The organism is Pseudomonas sp. MTM4 (assembly GCF_019355055.1).
GTDB lineage: Bacteria > Pseudomonadota > Gammaproteobacteria > Pseudomonadales > Pseudomonadaceae > Stutzerimonas.
Map to the genome: position 1 here is coordinate 2,638,965 of NZ_CP048411.1, position 20,415 is coordinate 2,659,379.

Annotated in this window: 20 protein-coding genes; 9 read left to right on the top strand and 11 right to left on the bottom strand. The window is 62.3% G+C overall.

Translation table 11 applies throughout. The features are described 5' to 3' along the window. Position 1: 1 nt before the first annotated feature. Both GYM54_RS12170 and GYM54_RS12175 read right to left on the bottom strand, forming a co-directional pair. Positions 2-1,393: a sensor histidine kinase gene (locus GYM54_RS12170; protein ID WP_131651349.1), complete on the bottom strand. Its 1,392-nt coding sequence runs from the start codon at positions 1,391-1,393 to the stop codon at positions 2-4. Continuing rightward, the gene (locus GYM54_RS12175) at positions 1,386-2,057 is read right to left on the bottom strand and encodes a response regulator (RefSeq protein ID WP_131651348.1); all 672 of its coding nucleotides are present in this window, start codon (positions 2,055-2,057) and stop codon (positions 1,386-1,388) included. The genes GYM54_RS12170 and GYM54_RS12175 overlap by 8 nt, the downstream gene beginning before the upstream one ends. 175 nt (positions 2,058-2,232) lie before the next feature. Here GYM54_RS12175 and GYM54_RS12180 point away from each other — a divergent pair, with 175 nt between their 5' ends. From GYM54_RS12180 to GYM54_RS12200, 5 genes are all read left to right on the top strand, one after another. Further along, positions 2,233-3,495: an OprD family porin gene (locus GYM54_RS12180; protein WP_197445292.1), complete on the top strand. Its 1,263-nt coding sequence runs from the start codon at positions 2,233-2,235 to the stop codon at positions 3,493-3,495. 32 nt (positions 3,496-3,527) lie between these two features. Then, positions 3,528-4,502 (top strand): tripartite tricarboxylate transporter substrate binding protein, encoded by a 975-nt coding sequence (locus GYM54_RS12185; RefSeq protein ID WP_197445293.1) that lies wholly within the window; start codon positions 3,528-3,530, stop codon positions 4,500-4,502. Positions 4,503-4,563: 61 nt separating this feature from the next. Further along, positions 4,564-5,007, top strand: a complete 444-nt coding sequence (locus tag GYM54_RS12190) for a tripartite tricarboxylate transporter TctB family protein (RefSeq protein ID WP_181103055.1) — start codon at positions 4,564-4,566, stop codon at positions 5,005-5,007. 2 nt (positions 5,008-5,009) lie between these two features. Next, positions 5,010-6,524 carry a tripartite tricarboxylate transporter permease gene (locus tag GYM54_RS12195; RefSeq protein ID WP_131651344.1) on the top strand — a complete coding sequence of 505 codons (1,515 nt, stop codon included), beginning with the start codon at positions 5,010-5,012 and terminating at the stop codon, positions 6,522-6,524. A gap of 1 nt (position 6,525) precedes the next feature. Beyond that, the gene (locus tag GYM54_RS12200) at positions 6,526-7,551 is read left to right on the top strand and encodes an AbrB family transcriptional regulator (RefSeq protein WP_181103057.1); all 1,026 of its coding nucleotides are present in this window, start codon (positions 6,526-6,528) and stop codon (positions 7,549-7,551) included. A 74-nt stretch (positions 7,552-7,625) separates the two neighbouring features. Here GYM54_RS12200 and GYM54_RS12205 read toward each other — a convergent pair whose 3' ends face one another. The 4 genes from GYM54_RS12205 to GYM54_RS12220 form a co-directional block, all read right to left on the bottom strand. After that, a complete protein-coding gene (locus GYM54_RS12205; protein WP_131651342.1) occupies positions 7,626-8,855 on the bottom strand; it encodes a nucleoside recognition domain-containing protein in 1,230 nt (409 codons plus the stop codon). A gap of 486 nt (positions 8,856-9,341) precedes the next feature. Further along, a complete protein-coding gene (locus GYM54_RS12210) occupies positions 9,342-9,512 on the bottom strand; it encodes a DUF1328 domain-containing protein (protein ID WP_003282841.1) in 171 nt (56 codons plus the stop codon). Positions 9,513-9,586: 74 nt separating this feature from the next. After that, on the bottom strand, positions 9,587-9,823 hold the full coding sequence (locus GYM54_RS12215; RefSeq protein WP_131651341.1) for a hypothetical protein: 237 nt from the start codon (positions 9,821-9,823) through the stop codon (positions 9,587-9,589). A 212-nt stretch (positions 9,824-10,035) separates the two neighbouring features. After that, a complete protein-coding gene (locus GYM54_RS12220) occupies positions 10,036-10,470 on the bottom strand; it encodes a PA2169 family four-helix-bundle protein (protein WP_197445294.1) in 435 nt (144 codons plus the stop codon). 309 nt (positions 10,471-10,779) lie between these two features. Here GYM54_RS12220 and algB point away from each other — a divergent pair, with 309 nt between their 5' ends. From algB to GYM54_RS12235, 3 genes are read left to right on the top strand one after another with little or no spacing between them, the layout of a single operon-like run. Next, the gene (algB, locus tag GYM54_RS12225) at positions 10,780-12,126 is read left to right on the top strand and encodes a sigma-54-dependent response regulator transcription factor AlgB (RefSeq protein WP_131651339.1); all 1,347 of its coding nucleotides are present in this window, start codon (positions 10,780-10,782) and stop codon (positions 12,124-12,126) included. Further along, positions 12,123-13,910 (top strand): KinB sensor domain-containing domain, encoded by a 1,788-nt coding sequence (locus GYM54_RS12230; RefSeq protein WP_197445295.1) that lies wholly within the window; start codon positions 12,123-12,125, stop codon positions 13,908-13,910. Before algB ends, GYM54_RS12230 begins: the two co-directional genes overlap by 4 nt. A gap of 37 nt (positions 13,911-13,947) precedes the next feature. After that, complete coding sequence (locus tag GYM54_RS12235) at positions 13,948-14,355, top strand: DUF1330 domain-containing protein (protein ID WP_181103063.1); 408 nt, start codon at positions 13,948-13,950, stop codon at positions 14,353-14,355. Positions 14,356-14,362: 7 nt separating this feature from the next. On the opposite strand, the gene GYM54_RS12240 is transcribed toward GYM54_RS12235, so the two are convergent. From GYM54_RS12240 to GYM54_RS12260, 5 genes are all read right to left on the bottom strand, one after another. Continuing rightward, the gene (locus tag GYM54_RS12240) at positions 14,363-15,139 is read right to left on the bottom strand and encodes an N-acetylmuramoyl-L-alanine amidase (protein WP_197445296.1); all 777 of its coding nucleotides are present in this window, start codon (positions 15,137-15,139) and stop codon (positions 14,363-14,365) included. Between the two features lie 147 nt (positions 15,140-15,286). Next, the gene (locus GYM54_RS12245; protein WP_197445297.1) at positions 15,287-17,116 is read right to left on the bottom strand and encodes a GGDEF domain-containing protein; all 1,830 of its coding nucleotides are present in this window, start codon (positions 17,114-17,116) and stop codon (positions 15,287-15,289) included. Next, positions 17,113-17,982, bottom strand: coding sequence for an endonuclease/exonuclease/phosphatase family protein (locus tag GYM54_RS12250; protein WP_131651334.1), 870 nt, complete (start codon positions 17,980-17,982; stop codon positions 17,113-17,115). Before GYM54_RS12250 ends, GYM54_RS12245 begins: the two co-directional genes overlap by 4 nt. A gap of 7 nt (positions 17,983-17,989) precedes the next feature. Continuing rightward, entirely contained in the window at positions 17,990-18,619 is a 630-nt protein-coding gene (locus GYM54_RS12255) for a thiol:disulfide interchange protein DsbA/DsbL (protein WP_131651333.1), read from the bottom strand. A gap of 178 nt (positions 18,620-18,797) precedes the next feature. Next, positions 18,798-19,430 (bottom strand): cytochrome c, encoded by a 633-nt coding sequence (locus GYM54_RS12260; RefSeq protein WP_181103076.1) that lies wholly within the window; start codon positions 19,428-19,430, stop codon positions 18,798-18,800. A gap of 255 nt (positions 19,431-19,685) precedes the next feature. Between GYM54_RS12260 and yihA the strand changes: the two genes are divergently transcribed. Beyond that, complete coding sequence (gene yihA, locus GYM54_RS12265; RefSeq protein WP_197445298.1) at positions 19,686-20,312, top strand: ribosome biogenesis GTP-binding protein YihA/YsxC; 627 nt, start codon at positions 19,686-19,688, stop codon at positions 20,310-20,312. Positions 20,313-20,415 lie beyond the last annotated feature (103 nt).

Consider the following 20,415-nt stretch of genomic DNA (forward strand, 5'->3'; position numbering starts at 1 on the left):
CTCAGTCGAGCGTCGACGCAAAGCGCAGCCTGACCAGCAGGCCGCCCAGCGTGCCCTGACCCAACTCGATGGTGGCGCGATGGGCGCGGCTGATCTCGCCGACGATGGCCAGCCCGAGCCCGGCGCCCTGACCCTTTTGCTGCACACGGTAGAAGCGCGCGAAGACCTTCTCGCGCTCCTCGGGCGCGATTCCCGGACCATCGTCTTCGACTTCCAGCACGCCATCTTCCTTCACCCGCAGCACCACGTTGCCGCCAACGGGCGTATGTGCCAGCGCATTGTCCAGCAGGTTGCTCAGCAGCTCGCTGAGCAGCGTCGGCTCGCCGTGAATCCACACCGGGCGATCCGCTTCGAGGGCGATGGCGACGCCACGCTTGTGCGCCAGCGCGGCCATCGCCAGCCCGAGCTCGCGTGCCAGCTGGCTCAAGTCGAGGCGTTGCGCGCCACCCTCGGCAATCGACTGCGCGCCGCTTTCGATGCGCGCCAGAGACAGCAGCTGGTTGGCCAGATGAATGACCCGGTCGGTATGCGCCTCGGCTTCTTCGAGCGTTTCCAGCCAGCGCTGCGGTTGCTGTTCGCGCAGACCCAGCTCGATGCGCGCCTTGAGCGCCGCCAGCGGCGTGCGTAGCTCGTGCGAGGCATCGGCAATGAACTGCGCCTGGCGTTCGAACTGGCCGCGCAGGCGTTCGGTGAAATGATTGAGCGCGGCCACCAGCGGCTTGAGTTCGCGCTGCACCGTCACCAGCGGCAACGGACGCAAATCGTCCGGCTGGCGCAGTTCGACCGCCTCGCTGAGCTTGCCCAGCGGACGCAACGCGGCGCTCACCGCCAGCCACACCAGCAGCAGCGCCGTGATCGCCAGCAAGCCGACCCGCCACAGGGTGTCGGTGAGCAGACTGCGCGCCATGCGTTCACGGGCACCGAGGGTTTCGGCCACGCGAATTTCGGCGATGCCGTTGAGCTCCGGCTCGCTAACCGGCTGCAACAGACTGACCAGACGCACACCCTCGCCCTTGAACTCGCCGTCATAGAACCGGGCCAAGGCAGGATAGTCGTCGGTGCGCCGAATATCGGCGCCTGGTGCTGGAAGGTCTTCGTAACCGCTGACCAGGCGGCCGCTGATATCGAGCACTTGGTAGTAGATGCGCCCGGCGCTGTCATAGGCAAAGGTGTCCAGCGCCACATAAGGCACGTTGGCGCGCAGCTTGCCGTCATTGGTGACCAGCCCGTCGGCGATGGCACGGGCCGAAGCCAGCAGCGTGCGGTCATAGGCGGTATCGGCGGCGGCGCGGCCATTCCAGTAAGCGCTCCAGCCACTGAACAGCAGTAACAGCGCCAGCAGCACCGCCAGCCGGCGCAGCAGTCGTCCGCGCAGGCTGCCGACCTCAGCCATCAGTGGCCTCGAGCAGATAGCCGAGACCCCGGAAGGTGACGATGCGCACCGGCTGACCCTCGAGTTTCTTGCGCAGACGGTGAATGTATATCTCGATGGCGTCGGCGCTGGCGTCCTCATCCAGACCGAAGACCTGCGCGGCGAGCTGGTCCTTGCTCATCACCCGCCCGGGACGGGCGATCAACGCCTCGAGCACACCCTGCTCGCGCGAGGTCAGCGCCAGCGGCTCGCCAGCCAGGGTGAAGCGCCGGGCATCCAGATCATGAGCCAGCACGCCGCAACGCTGCTGGCGTTCGCCGCCACCGACGCTGCGCCGCAACAGCGCTTTGACCCGCGCTTCGAGTTCGGACAGCTCGAACGGCTTGGCTAGATAGTCATCGGCGCCGAGATTGAGCCCGTGCACGCGATCAGTGACCTCGCCGCGCGCGGTGAGCATGAGGACGGGTAGCGTCTTGCCGCGTTCACGCAGCCTCGCCAGCACCTGAAAGCCGTCGAGCCGAGGCAGCCCGACGTCAAGAATCGCCAGTGCGTAATCCTCGGTGGCCAGGGCCAGATCGGCCGCCACGCCATCATTGAGCAGGTCCACCGTCCATCCGCCGGCGCGTAACGCCTGGGCGACGCTTTCAGCCAGTTGGGGATGGTCCTCGACCAGAAGAATCCGCATTGCCTGTCCTCTGCCACACACGGAAAGGAGCGCAAGTGTAGCGACAAGGCACGCTGCACGCTGCTTTCACTGAAAGCCTGGCGAAAGTTTCGCCGCCTAGGATCGCATGCAGGTGGCTCGAACCACCTGCTACGGCACATCGCCGTCACAACAAAAACAAGAATGGAGATACAGGATGCTGACTGCCGTCAGAACTAAACCCGCATACGCTCGCCTTACCCTCGCCGTCGCGGCCGCCTCGCTGTCGCCCCTGGTGCAGGCCGATTTCCTCGAAGACAGCAGCGCCACGCTGCAAACTCACAACATCTACCTGAATCGTGATTTTCGCGAAGGGGATGGTCAGTCCAAACGTGAGGAATGGTCGCAGGGCTTTCTGCTCAATATTGAATCCGGTTTCACCGAAGGCACCGTGGGCTTTGGCCTCGATGCCATGGGCATGCTCGGCATCAAGCTGGACTCCGGCGGCGGCCGCACCGGCACCGATCTGCTCCCGGTGCATGACGATGGCAGCACCCCGGATGAATTCAGCCGACTCGGGCTGACGGCCAAGGCGAAGATTTCCGAGACCGAGCTGCGCTACGGCAGCCACATTCCCGAAACGCCAGTGGTGAAGGCCAGCGACAGCCGCACCCTGCCCCAGGTGTTCGAAGGCACGATGCTGGTGTCTCAGGACGTGGCCGGCCTGACCCTGAGCGGTGGCCGTCTGGACAAGGTTATCGATCGCGCCTCGACCAACTCCCAGGATCTGCAGATCAACAACAAGAACGGTCGTTTCGACAGCGCCGCCGAAGCCGATCATCTGACGTTCGCCGGAGCCAAGTACGAATTCAGCGATCGGTTCACCGGCACCTATTACGCGGCGGAGCTGGACGACATCTACCGTCAGCACTTCTTCAATCTGCAAATGGTACAGCCGCTGGGCGAGGCCTCCGCGCTGACCGCCGACCTGAGGCTGATGATCAGCGACGACACCGGCGCGGCCAATGCCGGCAAGATCGACAACCAGGCCTGGAACGGGATGGTCGGGTACAGCCTGGGCGGCCATAAGGTCAGCCTCGCCTATCAGCAAATGAACGGTGACACCGGCTACGCCTACATCGATGGCGGCGACCCATACCTGGTCAACTTCGTCCAGATCAACGACTTCGCCAATGCCGAAGAACGCTCCTGGCAAGCCCGTTACGATTACAACTTTGCTTCCATCGGCATACCCGGCCTGACCTTCCTGACCCGCTACATCTCCGGCGACAACGCCGAGTACACCGGCGGCAGCAACGGCAGCGAGTGGGAGCGCGACATCGAGCTCAAGTACGTGGTGCAGAGCGGGCCGCTGAAGAATGTCGCGGTGCGCATGCGTAACGCCATGTTCCGCTCCGATTTCGCCCGCGATGCCGATGAAAACCGTTTGATCGTCAGCTACAGCCTGCCGATCTGGTAAAGCACCCACAATAAGAATCAAAAGGAGACACCATGGAAACTGCTATCCGCCGTATCGCCCTGCTCTCGTCCTGCCTGGTCCTGTCCAGCCAGTTGTTCGCCGAGCCCAAGCGCCCCGAATGCATCGCCCCGGCCAAACCCGGCGGCGCCTTCGACCTGACCTGCAAACTGGCCCAGAGCGGTCTGAAGGATGAAGGCCTGCTCGAATCACCGATGCGCGTTACCTACATGCCCGGCGGTGTCGGTGCCGTGGCCTACAACGCGGTGATCGCCCAGCGCGCTGACGATCCGGCGACCATCACCGCGTTCTCCAGCGGCTCGCTGCTGAACCTGGCACAAGGCAAGTTCGGTCGCTATGACGAAACCAACGTGCGCTGGCTGGCCGGCATCGGCACCGACTACGGCGCCATTTCAGTACGGGCGGACGCGCCTTACCAGAACCTCGACGACCTAATCGCCGCAGTCAAGAAAGACCCCAGCAGTGTAGTCTTCGGTGCTGGCGCCACCATCGGTGGGCAGGACTGGATGCAGACCGCGCTGATCGCCCGCGCCGCTGGCGTCGATCCAAAGAAACTGCGCTATGTCGCCTTCGAGGGCGGCGGCGAAACTCTCACCGCCATGCTCGGCGGTCATGTCCAGATCACCAGCAGCGGTTTGGCCGAGGTCGCGCCACAGCTCGAAGCCGGCAAGATTCGCATCCTCGCGGTGCTTTCCGATGACCGTCTGCCAGGCAAGATGTCGGACATTCCGACCGCCAAGGAACAGGGCTACGACATCAGCTGGCCGGTAATTCGCGGCTTCTACATGGGCCCGGAAGTCAGCGATGAAGACTTCAACTGGTGGAAGACGCAGTTCGACAGCCTGCTCGCCACTGAAGGGTTCGCCAGGCTGCGCGAGCAACGTGACCTGTTCCCGCTGTCGATGACCGGGGATGAGCTCACCGCCCTGGTCAACAAGCAGGTGACTGATTACAAGGCTCTCGCCGCCGAGTTCGGCCTGGTCAAGTAACACCCCGCTTGCAGTGGCTTCCGGATGGGAGCCGCTGCCGGCTCCTCTCGAGGTAACCCCCATGTACGTTCGTGTCTTCGCCGCGGCGTGGCTGCTCGCCTGCGCCGGTCTAGCGCTGCTCGCCTGGAGTTTCGAGGCGCCTTTCGCCTACGACCCGGTCGGCCCGCGCGCCTACCCGCTTCTGCTGCTGTTTCTGATGGGCTGCGGCGCGCTCTGGCTGCTCTGCAAACCACACGGGGAACCGACGCCTCCGTTCGATTGGATGATGGCCCGGCGAGCCCTGTTTTGCGTGTTGGTCCTGCTGGGCTACGCGCTGCTGTTCGAGACGCTCGGCTTCGTCATTACCACGGCACTGGCCACCTTCGCCCTGGGCCTGCTGTTCAACGGACGCCTGTGGCCCTGCCTGATCAGTGGCGTACTGATGGGCGTGCTGCTCTACGGCCTGTTCGACCTGTTGCTTGATGTGCCGCTGCCGCTGGGCGTGCTGCGCTTGCTGGAGAGCTGAAAATGGAAACCTTGAACTTCTTGATGCAGGGCTTCGATGTCGCCACGCGGCCGACGAACCTGCTGGTGGCGCTGTTCGGCGCCTTCGTCGGCACCGTTGTCGGTCTGCTGCCGGGGCTGGGTCCGATCAATGGCGTGGCCTTGCTGCTACCCCTGGCCTTTGCCCTGGGCCTGCCGCCGGAAACCGCGCTGATCCTGCTGGCTGCGGTGTACCTGGGCTGCGAATACGGCGGCCGTATCTCGGCGATCCTGCTCAACGTCCCCGGCGACGCCGCGGCAGTGATGACCACCCTCGACGGCTATCCGCTGGCACGTCAGGGCAAAGCTGGTATCGCGCTGTCGCTGTCGGCAGTCAGTTCGTTCATCGGCAGCACCATCGCCACCTGTGGCGTGGTGCTGTTCGCGCCGCTGCTGGCGAAATGGGCAGTGGCCTTCGGCCCGGCGGAATACTTCGTGCTGATGATCTTCGCCATCGCCTGTCTTGGCGGCATGGTCGGTGACAAGCCGGTGAAAACCCTGATGGCGGCGCTGATCGGCCTGGGCCTGGCCACCGTCGGCGTGGACTCGACCACCGGTGTCTACCGCTTTACTTTCGGCAGCGTCAGCCTGTCGGATGGCATTCAGTTCGTCATCGTGGTGATCGGCTTCTTCAGCGTCAGCGAAGTGCTGCTGATGCTGGAAAAGACCCACAGCGGGCAGAAAGCGGTAAAGGCCAGCGGACGCCTGCTGTTCAACTTCAAGGAGTTCTGCCTGACGTTCTGGACCATGGTGCGCAGCGCCCTGGCCGGCTTCGTCATCGGCACCCTGCCCGGCGCCGGCGCCACTATCGCCAGTGCCATGACCTACATGAGCGAGAAGCGCATGGCCGGTGAAAAGGGCCGGTTCGGTGATGGCGACTTGCGTGGTCTGGCCGCCCCGGAAGCCGCCAATAACGCTTCCGCCTGCGGATCGCTGATTCCGATGCTCACCCTGGGCGTGCCCGGCTCGGGTACCACGGCGGTGATGATCGGCGCGTTGACGCTGTACAACATCACGCCTGGCCCGCTGCTATTCGAACAGCAGCCCGACGTGGTCTGGGGTCTGATCGCCTCGCTGTTCATCGGCAACGTCATTCTGCTGGTCATGAACATTCCGCTGGTCGGGCTGTTCTCCAAGATGCTCAGCGTGCCCAACTGGGTGCTGGTGCCGGCAATCACCGCCATCAGCGTGGTCGGCGTCTATTCGGTGCACAGCACGACGTTCGACCTGGTACTGATGGTCGGCCTCGGGGTATTCGGCTATCTGCTGCGCAAGCTGGAGTTCCCGCTGTCGGCGCTGATCCTCGGTTTCGTCCTCGGCGAGATGATGGAAGACAACCTGCGCCGCGCACTGTCGATCTCCGCAGGCGATCTGGGCATCCTCTGGGGCAGCCCGATCACCCTCGTGCTGTGGGCGATGGCCGCGCTGATGCTGGCTATGCCCGGCCTGCGCTGGTGGCGTCAACGCAGCCGCGCCAAATTGAACGAGGCGCACGCCTGACATGCCGCAGCCCAGGCTTCCAGCCTGGTGGGCGACGCCTCTGGTCGGCGCCCTCGGCGGCTGGCTGGCAAGCCTAGCGAACTGGCCGTTGCCCTGGATGGTCGGTTCGCTGTTGGCAGTCATCGCGGTGCGCTGCAGTGGCTGGCTGGTAAAGGAAGTCCCTTATGGACGGCAAACCGGGCAATGGTTGATCGCCAGCGCCATCGGCCTGCATTTCACCAGCGAGGTCATGCAGCAGGTCATCGAGCACTTCGGCGTGATCCTCGCCGGCGCGCTGGGCACCCTGCTGCTGAGCCTGATCGGCCTCGCCATTCTCCTGCGCAGCGGCACCGACCGCGCCACCGCGTTCTTCTCCAGCATGCCGGGCGGCGCCAGCGAGATGGTCAATCTGGCCGGACGCCATGCCGCACAGCCGGCAATGGTCGCCGCCGCCCACAGCCTGCGCTTGCTGCTGGTGGTGCTGATCGTCCCGGCGCTGTTCACCTGGAGCCTGCCGCCAGTGGATGCCCCACCACCAGCGCCCGTGAGCTGGCCGTGGCTGGCGGTGTTGCTGCCAGCTGGCGCGCTGCTGGCTCTGCTATGGAAGAAGTTCGGTCAACCCAACCCCTGGATGCTTGGGCCTCTGACCGCTTGCGCTGCAGCCAGCGTTGGCTTCGATCTGCATTTAGGCCTGCCGGATGGGGTAGGCCAGTTCGGCCAATGGCTGATCGGATGCTCGCTGGGTTGTCACTTCGACCGACCGTTCTTTCGCAGCGCGCCTCGATTCCTGCTGCGTATCCTGTTGTTCACGCTGCTGGCGATGCTCGCCGCAGCGGGTCTAGCCGAGGCGCTGGGCTGGGCGGCGACGCTGAACCAGACGTCGCTGATGCTGGGGATGATGCCGGGCGGCATCACCGAGCTGTGCCTGACGGCCGAAGCATTACAATTATCAGTGGCGCTGGTGACGGCGCTACAGGTGCTGAGATTGTTTCTGGTGATGTTTCTAGCCGAGCCGCTGTTTCGGCTTTGGCAGCGGACCACGCTTTAACCCGCCGATGGCGGGTTCTTTTTATCGATTGGCACTTGGCCTCTGCCGTGCGCGCAATGGCGCGCTGCACCGCTTTACCCAAAGAACCAGTAGCAGACCAGGATTGCCGCCGTAATCCCGGCGAAGTCCGCCACCAACGCGCACCCCACCGCATGCCGCGCACGCTGGATGCCGACCGCACCAAAATACACGGCAAGCACATAGAAGGTGGTCTCGGTGCTGCCTTGCACCGTCGCCGCGATCAGCGCCGGGAAGCTGTCGACGCCGTGGTTCTGCATGGTCTCGATCAGCATCGCCCGCGCCGCGCTGCCGGAGAAGGGTTTGACCAGCGCCGTGGGCAGCGCATCGACGAAACGGGTATCCCAGCCCAGTGCTTCGATCAGCCAGCGAATGCCATCCAGCCCGTAATCCAGCGCGCCGGAAGCGCGCAGCACGCCGATGGCGCAGAGCATGGCGATGAGATAGGGCAGCAGATTTTTGGAAACCTCAAAACCTTCCTGGGCGCCCTCGATGAAGCTCTCGTAGACCGGCACCTTGCGCAGCGCCCCGACAACCAGAAAGCCGATGATCAGCCCGAACAGCGTGAGATTGCCCAGCAGCGATGACAACGATGCCAGCGCGGTGGCCGAGAGCCCGGCGAGCAGCGCCATGAAGCCGCCAAGCAGCAGCGCACCAGGAATGAAATAGGCGAGCACCACCGGGTCCCAGATGCGCAGTCGCTGTACCAACGCCACCGCCAGCAGACCCGCTAGGGAGGAGGCGGTGGTTGCCAGCAGGATTGGCAGAAACACCAGAGTCGGATCTTCGGCGCCCTGCTGCACGCGGTACATGAAGATCGAAACCGGCAGCAACGTCAGCGATGAGGTGTTGAGTACGAGAAAAAGGATCTGCGCGTTGCTTGCGACCGTCTTGCTGGGATTAAGCTCCTGCAGTGCACGCATGGCGCGCAGGCCGATGGGCGTCGCGGCGTTGTCCAGGCCAAGACCATTGGCGGCGAAGTTGAGCGTGATCAGCCCCAAGGCCGGGTGCCCAGCCGGCACCTCGGGCATCAGCCGGCGAAACAGCGGCCCTAGCATGCGCGCCAGCACGTCGATCAGACCCGCCTTCTCGGCGATGCGCAGGAAACCCAGCCAGAGTGTCAGGGTGCCGAACAGCACGATCATGATTTCCACGGCCAGCTTGGCCATGGCAAACAGGCTCTCGACCAGTGCGGCGAATACCGCCGGATCGCCGCCCAGCAGCCAGCGTCCAAGCGCGGCAACGGTGGCGATCAGAAAAAAGCCCAGCCAGAGGCCGTTGAGCATGTGAGTCTCCGATTTTGACTGCACGCGATGATAGCGGTGCGGCTGGTGAACAGCCATGCGCACACGTCTGAGACGTTCGGAGGAACGAGGGGGAAGCTGCGGCACAGGCCAAGGGAGATGACGATAACTACGCTGCGCCCGAACAATCGGCTGGCATGAACGCCGGTCGATCCTGAACCGATATCTCGAAAGGGAGTGCGAACGCTGAAGCGATTGCAAGCCGAAGGTGGTGACTCCACCTTCGGTTGCCTTTTGCTGAGCCTGGTCCCTGAAGAGGGCACTCCATGTACCCTTAGGTCACTCCGTCGAACAGAGCGTCCCGACCCCTTGGCTCCCCCGCTACGCGGGCTGACTGGTGTTCGCTGGGCGAATCACCTCAGTCTTTGTAGGCCCGCGCAACCACCGTGCGAAGGCACTGAATTCTGGCATCCCGCCTTTACTACATCCGTTGGCGTTGCAGCCGCCCTCGCGGGCGGCATCACTGCATCAGACACGCGGACCGCGACCTCGGCCGAAGATCAGCGAAGCGACGAACAGCACCAGGAAAACCACGAACAGGATCTTGGCGATACCCGTTGCAGTGCCAGCGATACCACCGAAGCCCAGTACCGCGGCGATGATGGCGATGATCAGAAATGTAATAGCCCAGCTCAGCATGGTGTTACCTCTCTTCGGTTCAAGACATCTTTTGCGGGACCGATATCAGCAATGGATCAGCTCGCGGTTTACCACTAAAAAACCCAGCGTTGCTCCGACCGCACCTGCATGTAATCAATCGTCTTCGGTGCAGGGCCGGTTTGCACGATCCCTACTGGTTGAGCGTCATACATCCGGATTCGTTCCGCTGACTCATGCTGTGCCTGGCTGAGCGGTTGCGACATCGGACGCTCGGCACCAACGATGAGAGTAACTACAGCTGCGGTTAGGAAACCTTTGCCAACCAGTGAGAAACGCGCCTGACGATTCATCCTCAAACTCCTTCTAAGCATGCGGGGCATGTCTGTCTTACCCTCTGTCTTGCTTATTACAGTGCAGACGTCATGCCAGCCTTAAAAGATCTAATTTGTGCTTTGTTTTCAATTAGTTAGATTGCCTATTAGTCCGATCGTCAACTTATATTGCACGATGCCTGCTTCGATCACCGTGCGATTTGCATGACGGACTAATCCCGGCCTCACGCTCAATGGGCCGAGCCGTGGTTGAGTCTGTGAACCTTCTCGTGGCAGGCGCGTATTTTCGGCAGCTCGATGGCCAGCAACGCCCTCACATCCGGTTCGGCGGTTTTCAAGGCATCCTCGAACGCGGCGAGGATGCGTTCCTCCGTCTGATCCAGCTGATCGATGTACACGGCATCGGCATCACCGAGGCGCGCTTTGGTGTCGGCATACATCTCGCGTAATTTGCCGGCGGTGGTGCCGCCCTGGGCCGGTTGCTCCTGGTTGGCAGCGACTTTCACCGACAGCGCCTGAATGATGTGGGTCTTGGCCTGCGCGAGGTCACGGAACAGATGCTGCAACTCGACGTCCTTTACGACCTCAAGCGCGTGTTGGTAGAAATGCTGGCCGTCGCGGGTGATCTCGATAAGCTCGTTGAGCTGACTCATGTTCTGGTTCATATGGCCTCCGGGATGACTGCTACGATGCGCGAACCGAAGCCGGTCGAGCGCGTTCCGAAGGTTTGGCCGCAAGCGGCGTGCCAGACGAACGCAAAGCCCGGTGCCTTCATAATCAAACACTTGCGCGAGCGTTCCGCTTGATGATTGATTGCAGGGTGCAGGAAAGGCCCAATGACACCGTGCAACTTGCAAGCCTTTTCGTAGACTAAAGCAGGCGCCAACATAGGCTCGGCGATCCGAGCACTCGACGAGACACGACTATCCACCCGATTCGCCAGCAAAGACCGCCTTTGCCTGACTGGAGCATCCATGGACCAAACGACCGACAGCGGTGGGCGCATTCTCCTGGTAGATGACGAAGCCGCGATCCTGCGTACTTTCCGCTACTGCCTCGAGGATCGGGGCTACACAGTGGTCACGGCCGCCAGCGCCTCGCAGGCCGAAGCGATTCTGCAACGTCAGGTGTTCGACCTGTGCTTCCTCGATTTACGCCTTGGCGAAGACAACGGCCTCGACGTCCTTCAACAGATGCGTGTACTCGCGCCCTGGATGCGCGTCGTGATCGTCACCGCTCATTCCGCCGTGGATACCGCGGTGGACGCCATGCAGGCCGGCGCTGCGGACTATCTGGTCAAGCCGTGCAGCCCCGAGCAATTGCGCCTGTCAGCCGCCAAGCAGTTGGAGGTCCGCCAGATGGCGGCGCGGCTGGAAGCGCTGGAAGGCGAGGTGCAGAAGCGCAGTGACGCGCTGGGATCTTATAGCCCGGCGATGATGAGCGTCCTGGAGACCGGCCGACAGGTGGCCGACACCGATGCGAACATCCTGATTCTCGGCGAATCCGGTACCGGCAAGGGGGAACTGGCGCGGGCGATCCACAACTGGAGCCGCCGTGCAAAGAAAGCCTTCATCACCATCAACTGTCCATCGCTGTCGGCGGACCTGATGGAAAGCGAGCTGTTCGGGCACAACCGCGGCGCCTTCACCGGCGCGACCGAAAGCACTCTCGGGCGCGTCAACCAGGCTGACGGCGGCACGCTGTTCCTCGACGAAATCGGCGACTTTCCTCTGGCCCTGCAACCCAAGCTGCTCAGGTTCATTCAGGACAAGGAATACGAACGCGTCGGTGATCCGGTCACGCGGCGTGCCGATGTGCGCATCCTCGCCGCGACCAACCTGAATCTTGAGGAAATGGTGCGTGAAGGACGCTTCCGCGAGGATCTGCTCTATCGCCTGAACGTCATCACCTTGAACCTGCCGCCGATGCGCGAGCGTCCGGAAGACGTTATTGCGCTGGCCGAGCGCTTCCTCGCGTTCTTCGTCAAGAACTACGGACGCCCAGCGCGTGGCTTCAGCGACAGTGCCATCGCGGCACTGCGAACCTATCGCTGGCCCGGCAACGTGCGCGAACTGCGCAACGTGGTCGAGCGCGCCAGCATCATTTGCCCGCAGGAGATGATCGAAGTCAGCCATCTCGGGCTGGCTGATCAGAACATCAACAACGCACCGCGCATCGGTGAGCCGCTCAGTCTGGAAGATCTGGAGAAAGCGCATATCTCTGGCGTGTTGAGCACCAGCGACACCCTTGAACAGGCCGCCCGAATTCTCGGCATCGACGCCTCGACGCTCTACCGAAAGCGCAAGCAATACGGCTTATGAAAATCCAGATGAAGCTGAGAACCCGTCTCTTCCTGGGCTTCTCGGCATTGATGACCGTCGCACTACTAGGGCTGGTGCTGGCACTGGTCAGCGTGGTGCAGATGGCCCAGAGCCAGGAAAAGCTCATCCGCGACAACTTCGGCGTGATCGAGGTCAACCAGCAATTACGCCAGGCCCTGAGCAATCATCTGCTGCTGTTGGTACGCGAGGAGCGTGACGGCGCCGCGTTCGCAGAATCGCGCGAGGTGTTCCAGACGGCATTGTCACGCGGGTTGTCCCAGGCAACGAAGGCGACAGACCAACAGGCGTACCGGGCGATCGGGGAGGCATACGCCAGCTTCATCAACGAACTGGAGACGCCCGCGAGCCTGAACTGGACGCTGCTGGAAGACAATGCCCTGAGCCAGTCCTTCAATCGCGTACGTGAACTGATGGTCGAGATGCAGCACAGTGCATACGCCCAGATTCGCGACACCGAGATTCGCAGCCGTGAACGGGCGCAACTGCTGGCCGGGCTGCTCGGTCTGACCGGGATTGCGGTATTGCTGATCGGCTTCATCACTGCGCACAGCTTCGCCCGCCGCTTTGGCGATCCGATCGAACAGCTGTCCGGTGTGGCCGACCAGATCGGTCGCGGCGATTTCAGCATCGACCTGCCCTCCTCGCCCATTGCCGAACTGTCCTCGCTGATCCGCCGCTTCGGTCTGATGGCGCAGGCCCTGCACCAATTCAAGCAAACCAATGTCGAGGCGCTGGTCAATGGCCAACAGCGCCTGCAAGCCTTGCTCGATAGCATCGATGACGGCCTGCTGATCGTCGATCGCCAGGGCCGGCTGGAGCATGCCAATCCGGTCGCACAACGGCAGCTGGCGTGGGAAAACGAGCACCTGGGTTCGACACTCGGTCAGGCCCTCGGTTATCCGGAGCTGGATGAGGCCGCGCAACAGGTGCTGGATGACAAGCCATTATCCGGCCCGCCGGAAGATCTGGTGATCGAGGCGGACGGCGAGCGCAGGCTGCTGTCGTGGCGCTTGAGCCCGGTGAATCATCACGACGGACGCATCAGCGGTGCTGTGATGGTCCTCCACGATGTCACCGACCAGCGCACCTTCGAGCGCGTACGCAACGAGTTCGTCCTGCGCGCTTCGCACGAGCTGCGTACTCCGGTTACCGGCATGCAGATGGCATTCAGCCTGCTGCGCGAGCGGACGCACTATCCGGACAGTAGCCGCGAGGCCGACCTGTTCAGCACCGTGCATGAAGAAATGCAGCGTCTGGTCACGCTGATCAACGATCTGCTGAATTTCTCGCGTTACCAGAGCGGCCAACAAAAACTCGAGCGCGAGCCATGCGACCCGACCGAGCTTCTCGAGCAAGCGCGCCAGCGCTTCCAGGCCGCCGCGGCGCAGAGCGATATCGATATCGAGCTGGAACTGCAGGAGCCGCTGCCCAACCTGCTGCTGGACCGACAACAGATGGAGCGGGTGCTCGACAATCTTCTCAGCAACGCACTGCGGCACACGCCCGAGGGTGGCGAAATCCGCCTGCTGGCGCGGCACCACGGCGAGCGGGTCATCCTCAGCGTCGAAGACAATGGCGAAGGGATTCCCTACAGCCAGCAGGCGAGGATTTTCGAGCCGTTCGTGCAGATTGGTCGCCGCCGCGGTGGTGCCGGACTGGGGCTGGCCTTATGCAAGGAAATTGCCCAACTGCATGGTGGTCGTATCGGCGTGCATTCGCGAATCGGTCACGGCACCATCTTCTACATCGCCCTGCCGATCTGAGCCAAGCAGGGCCTAGAAGAACAATCAGGAGCCGCGCATGCCCAGCCTCAATCCCAGCGTCGAACAACTGAAGCGCTTCGCCGAGCAGATGCCGGCCGGCGAGCCGATCCTCATGCTCAACCTGCTGCGCTTCAACCACGAGGCGGCCTATCCCGTCGACAGCGAACAAGCACCATGCAGCGGCACGGAGGCCTATGCACGCTACAGCCGCACTGCGCTACGCAAGGTGCGGGCGGCCGGGGGTGAGGTACAGGTAGCCGCCAGAGCTCAGTTCGCGTTGATAGCCCCGGACCAAGAGCGCTGGGATCAAATGTTGCTGGTGCGATATCCCTCGCCGGAGGCCTTCTTGGCAATGCTGGCGGATGAGGAATACCAGGCGGCAGCCATCCATCGCACCGCTGCGCTGGCCGACTCGCGGCTAATCGGCTGCACTCCAAGCGCCTGAGTGCAGCTCAACGCTGAGAACCTAGCGCGGCGAGAATCGCGGCGGTTTCGGCATCCGGTTCGCCGTCAAAGCGTGTCGGGCGATACTTCATCTGAAAGGCCGCGATCACGTTGCGCGTTTCAAGATCGAGATGGCCGTGCTTCGGCACTTGATAACCCTGCCTGACGAGCTGCTCCTGGAACCAGGCCACATCCGGCAATTGCATGGCGAACAGGCTGCGCTGACGTGCGACTTCGGCGGCGTCCGGCCAAGGCACCAGTCCGGCGTCGGCCAGGCGCTTCCAGGGAAATAACGGGCCGGGATCGACCTTTCGCTGCGGGGCAATATCGCTGTGGCCGACGATGGCGCCCGGCTTCAGGCCATGGCGCAGCATCATGTCCTTAAGCAGCACGATCAGCGCGTCGATCTGTTGCTCGGAATAGGGATACCAAAGCCGCCCCCTCTCGCTTTCGATATAACCGCGGTTGACCAACTCGATGCCAATGGAGCTGGAGTTGAGCCAGGTGCGGCCATTCCATTGGCTGTCGCCGGCATGCCAGGCGCGGCGATCCTCGTCGACCAACTGGTAAATAGTCGCTGGCGCCTCTGCGATCAGGTAATGACTGCTGACGCCGTCACCCTTGAGGATATCGAGCGAGTGCTGAAGATCGGTTGATGTGTAATGCAGGACGATGAACTGCACCCTACTGTCCTGGCCAATGGACGTATGGCTGGTATCGATACGCGGGCCACTGGCGCAGCCTGCGAGCAGCAAGGCAAACGCGGCAAAAATCAAGGCTTTCATCGGTACCTCTGGTCGACAGCGAAATGACCCAGACATCGGCCGTTGGACGGACAGTACGCAGCGGCCTCGGCGCAGCACCGCGAGTTGGTGCTGGAATAAGGGAAAGGGATTATACCGAGGCGCCCGAACCGCTCCCAGAGCGGCTGGTCAGCCCGCTTCGATACGGTTGCGCCCGGCATCCTTGGCCCGATAGAGCGCGCGGTCGGCGCGCTCGAACACCTGCTCGGGCTGATCGGCGTCTGCGAAACTTGCGAACCCGCCCGATAGCGTTACCTGGATGCGCTCTCCCTTGAAGTGGAACGGGCAGTTCTGAATGCCCGTACGCAGACTTTCAAGCAAATTCAGGCCCGCCTCTGCCGGTGTTTCAGGCAGCAGCAGCGCAAACTCTTCTCCACCGAAACGAGCGATGAAATCGGTCTTGCGCAGCCGTTTGCGCAGCTCACCGGCGACGATCTTGAGCACGCGATCGCCGGCGAGATGGCCAAAACTGTCATTGATGCGCTTGAAATGGTCGACGTCCAGCACGGCCAGCAGCAGCTGGCCGCCGTAGCGTTGCTGACGCGCCACTTCCAACTCCAGGCGCTCATCCCATGCAGCGCGGTTGGGAAGTTCGGTCAGCGGGTCACGCAAGGCGATTTGCCGCTGTTCTTCGAGACGATCTCGCATGGTGCTGGCAGCCTGCTCAAGGCTTGCAACCCGCCCGACCAGGGAGTTAAGCCGTTCGCTCACCGTCTGCTCATGCTCGCCGCGCTGTTGCTCATAGGTGTCGACGGTCTCGAGCAAGCGGTCGATTCGGGCCTGAACGGCCTGTTTCAAGGTCGGCAGGTCCTTGGCGCTGAGCATGCTGTGCTGTAAGCCGTCGACCTGGTAACGCAGTTGCTCATCCAGCGCTTGCGCGGTTTCCCTGCTCTGCGCGTGGCCTTCATGGGCGGCGCGAAGGTTGTCCTGCATGGTCGCCAAGCGCTCATTGAGCAGTTTCAGGTAACTCTCGAACTCGCGTTGCCCCTGATCAGCCGCCGCGATTATCAGCTGCGCCAGATCGTCCAGAAGCGGCACTAATTCATACCAGTTCAGCCCTTGCTCGATTCGCTCTCGAAGTGCCACCGACTGCGGCTGCTGGTGTTCTGGCAATTGCAGGCCATCGAGCAGGTTATACAACGCAGACTCCACCCGCTCGGCGATGGCGCTGTAGGCTTGCTCGGGCGAGGCAGGAAGAACGTGCACCTCGGCCGCCGGAGCAGCAGAAGCCACCGGCGCGATGGCCGCCTCCAAACAGAGCGCCTCGTTCGCATCACCACGATCAGCTTCGACCGACAATTGGCGGCCTTTATCGGTCAACGGCTCGATTCGCCGTGTCGCCGCTGTTTCGTCGGGCTCCGGCTGGACCTCCCGAGCGGTTTCGATCACGTCTGATGAAACCACGGCGTCAGCATCCTGGAGTCGTTCCGTACTCCGTGCCCGCTGGCCGAACAGCCTGCCGAGTAACCCCACCGAGCCGCCTGTCTCGGCTAGCTGCAGGGTCAACGCTCGATCCTGGAACTCACCCAGCTCACCGAGCAAAGCCGGCAACTCGAACGGCTGTGCGGCCCGATCATCGAGCTGTCGCGCAAAACGCTTCAATGGCTGGCGAACCTCGCGGGGCAACGGCAATGCCAGCAACTGCGCTACCAGACGGTGCAACGACCGGCTCAGATGCTCCAGACGCTCCTTCTTGCGCCGCTCGGTGTCCAGCACGGCGCGTTCGAGACGCGGCACCAGCGCCGCCAGGCGATCTTCAGGCACATCGTCGCGCAGAACTTCGCGAAGCTCATGCATGCACTGCTCGACGACCGGGTCGGTGCCATCCACGGCATAGCTGCTGCGCACCAGGCTGCGCCGCAGCAAATCGAGATGCGAGCGCCAACGCTCTTCGAGCTGTTCCTGCTGCTCCACCAATTGCAGGTACTTTTCCTTCCAGCGCTGCGTGTCGTCGCTCATGTCGGCGTGCCTACCGGCATTGGCAGGGCATCCCCATGCAGCGAGTCGGGCAAGCGAATCTCCACGGCTACGGGCAGATGATCCGAACTGATTTTCGCCAGCACGTCGACGCGCTCCAGTGTCAGGCTCGGACTCAGCAATATGTGGTCGAGGCAGCGCTGCGGACGCCAGCTGGGAAAGGTCGCCTCGATCTGCGGGGCCTGCAGCCCAAGGTCACGCAACGGCGAGTTTTCGAGCAGATCGCTGGCATGGGTATTCATGTCGCCCATCAATACCTGATGACGGTAGCTCCCGACCAGGTCTCGTATATAGGCCAGCTGGCGCGTTCTGGTGCTACCGCCGAGCGCCAGATGCATGATGACCACCGCCAGCGCATCCTCGCCTTCACCAAACCGCAGCAAGATAGCGCCGCGGCCGGACGGACCGGGTAACGGGTGATCTTCCAGCCCCTGCGGCTCCAGACGGCTGAGTACGCCGTTACTGTGCTGAGCAAAACGACCCAGGTTGCGGTTCAGCTGCTGATACCAGTAAGGAAAGGACCCGAGCTGCGCGAGGTGTTCCACCTGATTGATATAGCCGGAGCGCATGCTGCCACCGTCTGCTTCCTGCAACGCCACCAGATCGTAGTTGCCGAGCAATTCGCCGATGCGCTGTAGATTTCCGGTTCGCCCCGGATGCGGCAGCAGGTGCTGCCAGCTGCGAGTCAGATAATGATGGTAGCGCTCGGTACTGATGCCGACCTGGATGTTGAAGCTGAGCAGGCGCAACCGGCCATTGCACGGTAGCCCACTGGAGTCCAGGCAGAGTGGGTTGACCCGCGCCTGACCGGGTCCGGCCAGGCGTGGTGAACTCCAACGGCGCAACATTTGGCGCTTACCGAGCTGCCCGTTCTTTTTCGATCAGGAAGTCGGCGACCTTCAGCGCGCGCTCCGGGCCGCCTGCGGAGCCGATATCGAAACGGTACTTACCGTTGACGATCATGACCGGTACGCCAGTGATCTGATAAGCCATGGCCTGCTTTTTGGCCTGCTCGGCGCGGCTCTTCACACCGAAGGAGTTATAGGCTTTAAGGAACGCCTCCTGATCAACGCCTTCCCCGGCTAGGAATTCAGCCATCTTTTCCGGCGTGTCCAGCTTCTTGCCGTCGCGGTGATAGGCATTGAATACCGCGTCGTGAATTTTCTGCTCGACGTTCATGGATTCCAGCGCCAGGAACATCTGGCCATGGACGTTCCAGACGCCACCGAACATGGCCGGAATGCGCTTGAAATCCACGTCATCCGGCAGCTCTGCGACCCACGGGTTGATGATCGGCTCGAACTGGTAGCAATGCGGGCAGCCGTACCAGAACAGCTCGACGACCTCGATCTTGTCCGGTTCGGCTACCGGTACCGGAGTCTTGAGTTCGACATATTCCTTGCCCGCCTGGAATTCCGCCGCGTGGGCCGGCAAGCCGAACAGGCTGGCGGTTACGAGAACGGCACTGAGAACGAGTTTACGCATGGTGACTCCCTTGGCTTGGACGGCTGACCGATAGCGCCACAGGCTGCAGCAAATCATTCGTGCTCGCCAGCGCTTTTCGCCGCTTTTCAATATCTTGACAATCATTGTAGCGGCGCAAAACAAAAAGGGCGCTCAGGCTCTCACCTGAACGCCCTCCGTATCGGTTGCGCCGATGCTATCAGTGCAGACCCTGGATGTAGCTGGACAGCGCTTCGATGTCCTTGTTGCTCAGCTTGGCAGCGATGGTCCGCATGATCATGGTGTCACCGTCATTGGTGCGGTTGCCTTCGCGGAAATCGGTCAGCTGCTTGGCCGTGTAGGCAGCATGCTGACCACCCAGCTGCGGGAAGCCCGCCAGGTCGTTACCAACCCCGTTCGGCGCGTGACAACCAGTGCAGGCCGGCATGCCCAGGTCCAGTTTGCCACCGCGGAACAGTTGTTCACCTTGCTCAACCAGCGCCGGATCGGCCATGCCAACGGTCATCTTCTGGCTGGCGAAATAAGCGGCGATGTCGGCAAGATCCTGATCGTTGTAGGGGTCGAGCATGCCGGTCATTTCCAGCACCTTGCGCCCCACACCTGGCTCGGCGGTAGGACTGCTGCCGGCCTTGATGTCGTGTAGCTGCTTGAGCAGATAACTCTCGCCCTGGCCTGCAAGTTTGGGGAAGTTCGGTGCGGGACTGTTGCCATCGGCACCGTGGCAGGCGCCACAGACGGCAATCTTTTCCTGACCGGCTTCGGCATTTCCAGCCGCGTGGGCGATACCGGTGATGCCAAGGGTCAACAGCAGACTCACGAGTACTTTGTTCATCAGCTCATCCAACTACGGCTAAGGGTTAAAAAAAATCTTATTCGGCAGGCCAGCTATTGAGCCATGGCATGCTCGTTTGAAGGTGGCATCCGGTCTCGCACCGAGCGCGTTAGCGATAACTCCCGCCACAGCCAGCGAGCCGTTGTATAGGCTCTTTCGAGACCAAAGCGCACACAAAATCTGCGGCATTATATACTGGCGGTCCTGAAACGGAAATGAACCATTGCCGCACCCCGCGCGCCCACCGGAAAGCCCATGCTCCCCAAAAACCCGATTCTCGGCCTCTGCCAGCAAGCCACGTTCATGACCAGCGCCGCCAAGGTCGACCAATGCCCGGCTGACGAGGGCCTTGAAGTCGCTTTCGCCGGCCGGTCGAATGCGGGCAAGTCCAGCGCGCTGAACACCCTGACTCACGCCAGCCTCGCCCGTACGTCGAAGACCCCGGGCCGCACTCAGCTGCTCAATTTTTTCCGTCTCGATGACGATCGCCGACTGGTCGACCTCCCTGGCTACGGTTACGCCAAGGTGCCGATTCCATTGAAGCAGCACTGGCAGCGCCACTTGGAGGCCTACCTGAGCAGCCGCGAAAGCCTCGCCGGCGTGTTTTTGATGATGGATATCCGCCATCCGCTGACCGAGTTCGACCGAATGATGCTCGACTGGTCCACCGCCAGCGACATGCCGCTGCATATCCTGCTGACCAAGTCGGACAAGCTGGCCTTCGGCGCGGCGAAGAACGCACTGCTGGCAATCCAGCGGGACATCCGCAAGGGTTGGGGAGATGGCGTCAGCGTGCAGCTTTTCTCGGCGCCCAAGCGTCAAGGCGTGGAAGAAGCGCAGCTCAAACTGGCCGAGCTGCTGGGCATGCTCGAAGCGGAATAGGCCGCAGGCTGGAAATACGCTTTACCGATCCGCGGGTGAGCCACGGTAGACGTGAATAGTGACATCCACCGCTACGCCGCGGCGCCTCGACAACGCCGAAACT

Coding starts and splice junctions, on each gene's coding strand:
- GYM54_RS12200 (WP_181103057.1), top strand. CDS start 6,526: ATGCCGCAGCCCAGGCTTCCAGCCTGGTGGGCGACGCCTCTGGTCGGC.
- GYM54_RS12195 (WP_131651344.1), top strand. CDS start 5,010: ATGGAAACCTTGAACTTCTTGATGCAGGGCTTCGATGTCGCCACGCGG.
- GYM54_RS12215 (WP_131651341.1), bottom strand. CDS start 9,823: ATGAATCGTCAGGCGCGTTTCTCACTGGTTGGCAAAGGTTTCCTAACC.
- GYM54_RS12170 (WP_131651349.1), bottom strand. CDS start 1,393: ATGGCTGAGGTCGGCAGCCTGCGCGGACGACTGCTGCGCCGGCTGGCG.
- GYM54_RS12190 (WP_181103055.1), top strand. CDS start 4,564: ATGTACGTTCGTGTCTTCGCCGCGGCGTGGCTGCTCGCCTGCGCCGGT.
- GYM54_RS12210 (WP_003282841.1), bottom strand. CDS start 9,512: ATGCTGAGCTGGGCTATTACATTTCTGATCATCGCCATCATCGCCGCG.
- GYM54_RS12250 (WP_131651334.1), bottom strand. CDS start 17,982: ATGTTGCGCCGTTGGAGTTCACCACGCCTGGCCGGACCCGGTCAGGCG.
- GYM54_RS12180 (WP_197445292.1), top strand. CDS start 2,233: ATGCTGACTGCCGTCAGAACTAAACCCGCATACGCTCGCCTTACCCTC.
- GYM54_RS12230 (WP_197445295.1), top strand. CDS start 12,123: ATGAAAATCCAGATGAAGCTGAGAACCCGTCTCTTCCTGGGCTTCTCG.
- GYM54_RS12205 (WP_131651342.1), bottom strand. CDS start 8,855: ATGCTCAACGGCCTCTGGCTGGGCTTTTTTCTGATCGCCACCGTTGCC.
- GYM54_RS12220 (WP_197445294.1), bottom strand. CDS start 10,470: ATGAACCAGAACATGAGTCAGCTCAACGAGCTTATCGAGATCACCCGC.
- GYM54_RS12260 (WP_181103076.1), bottom strand. CDS start 19,430: ATGAACAAAGTACTCGTGAGTCTGCTGTTGACCCTTGGCATCACCGGT.
- GYM54_RS12245 (WP_197445297.1), bottom strand. CDS start 17,116: ATGAGCGACGACACGCAGCGCTGGAAGGAAAAGTACCTGCAATTGGTG.
- GYM54_RS12185 (WP_197445293.1), top strand. CDS start 3,528: ATGGAAACTGCTATCCGCCGTATCGCCCTGCTCTCGTCCTGCCTGGTC.
- yihA (WP_197445298.1), top strand. CDS start 19,686: ATGCTCCCCAAAAACCCGATTCTCGGCCTCTGCCAGCAAGCCACGTTC.
- GYM54_RS12175 (WP_131651348.1), bottom strand. CDS start 2,057: ATGCGGATTCTTCTGGTCGAGGACCATCCCCAACTGGCTGAAAGCGTC.
- GYM54_RS12255 (WP_131651333.1), bottom strand. CDS start 18,619: ATGCGTAAACTCGTTCTCAGTGCCGTTCTCGTAACCGCCAGCCTGTTC.
- algB (WP_131651339.1), top strand. CDS start 10,780: ATGGACCAAACGACCGACAGCGGTGGGCGCATTCTCCTGGTAGATGAC.
- GYM54_RS12240 (WP_197445296.1), bottom strand. CDS start 15,139: ATGAAAGCCTTGATTTTTGCCGCGTTTGCCTTGCTGCTCGCAGGCTGC.
- GYM54_RS12235 (WP_181103063.1), top strand. CDS start 13,948: ATGCCCAGCCTCAATCCCAGCGTCGAACAACTGAAGCGCTTCGCCGAG.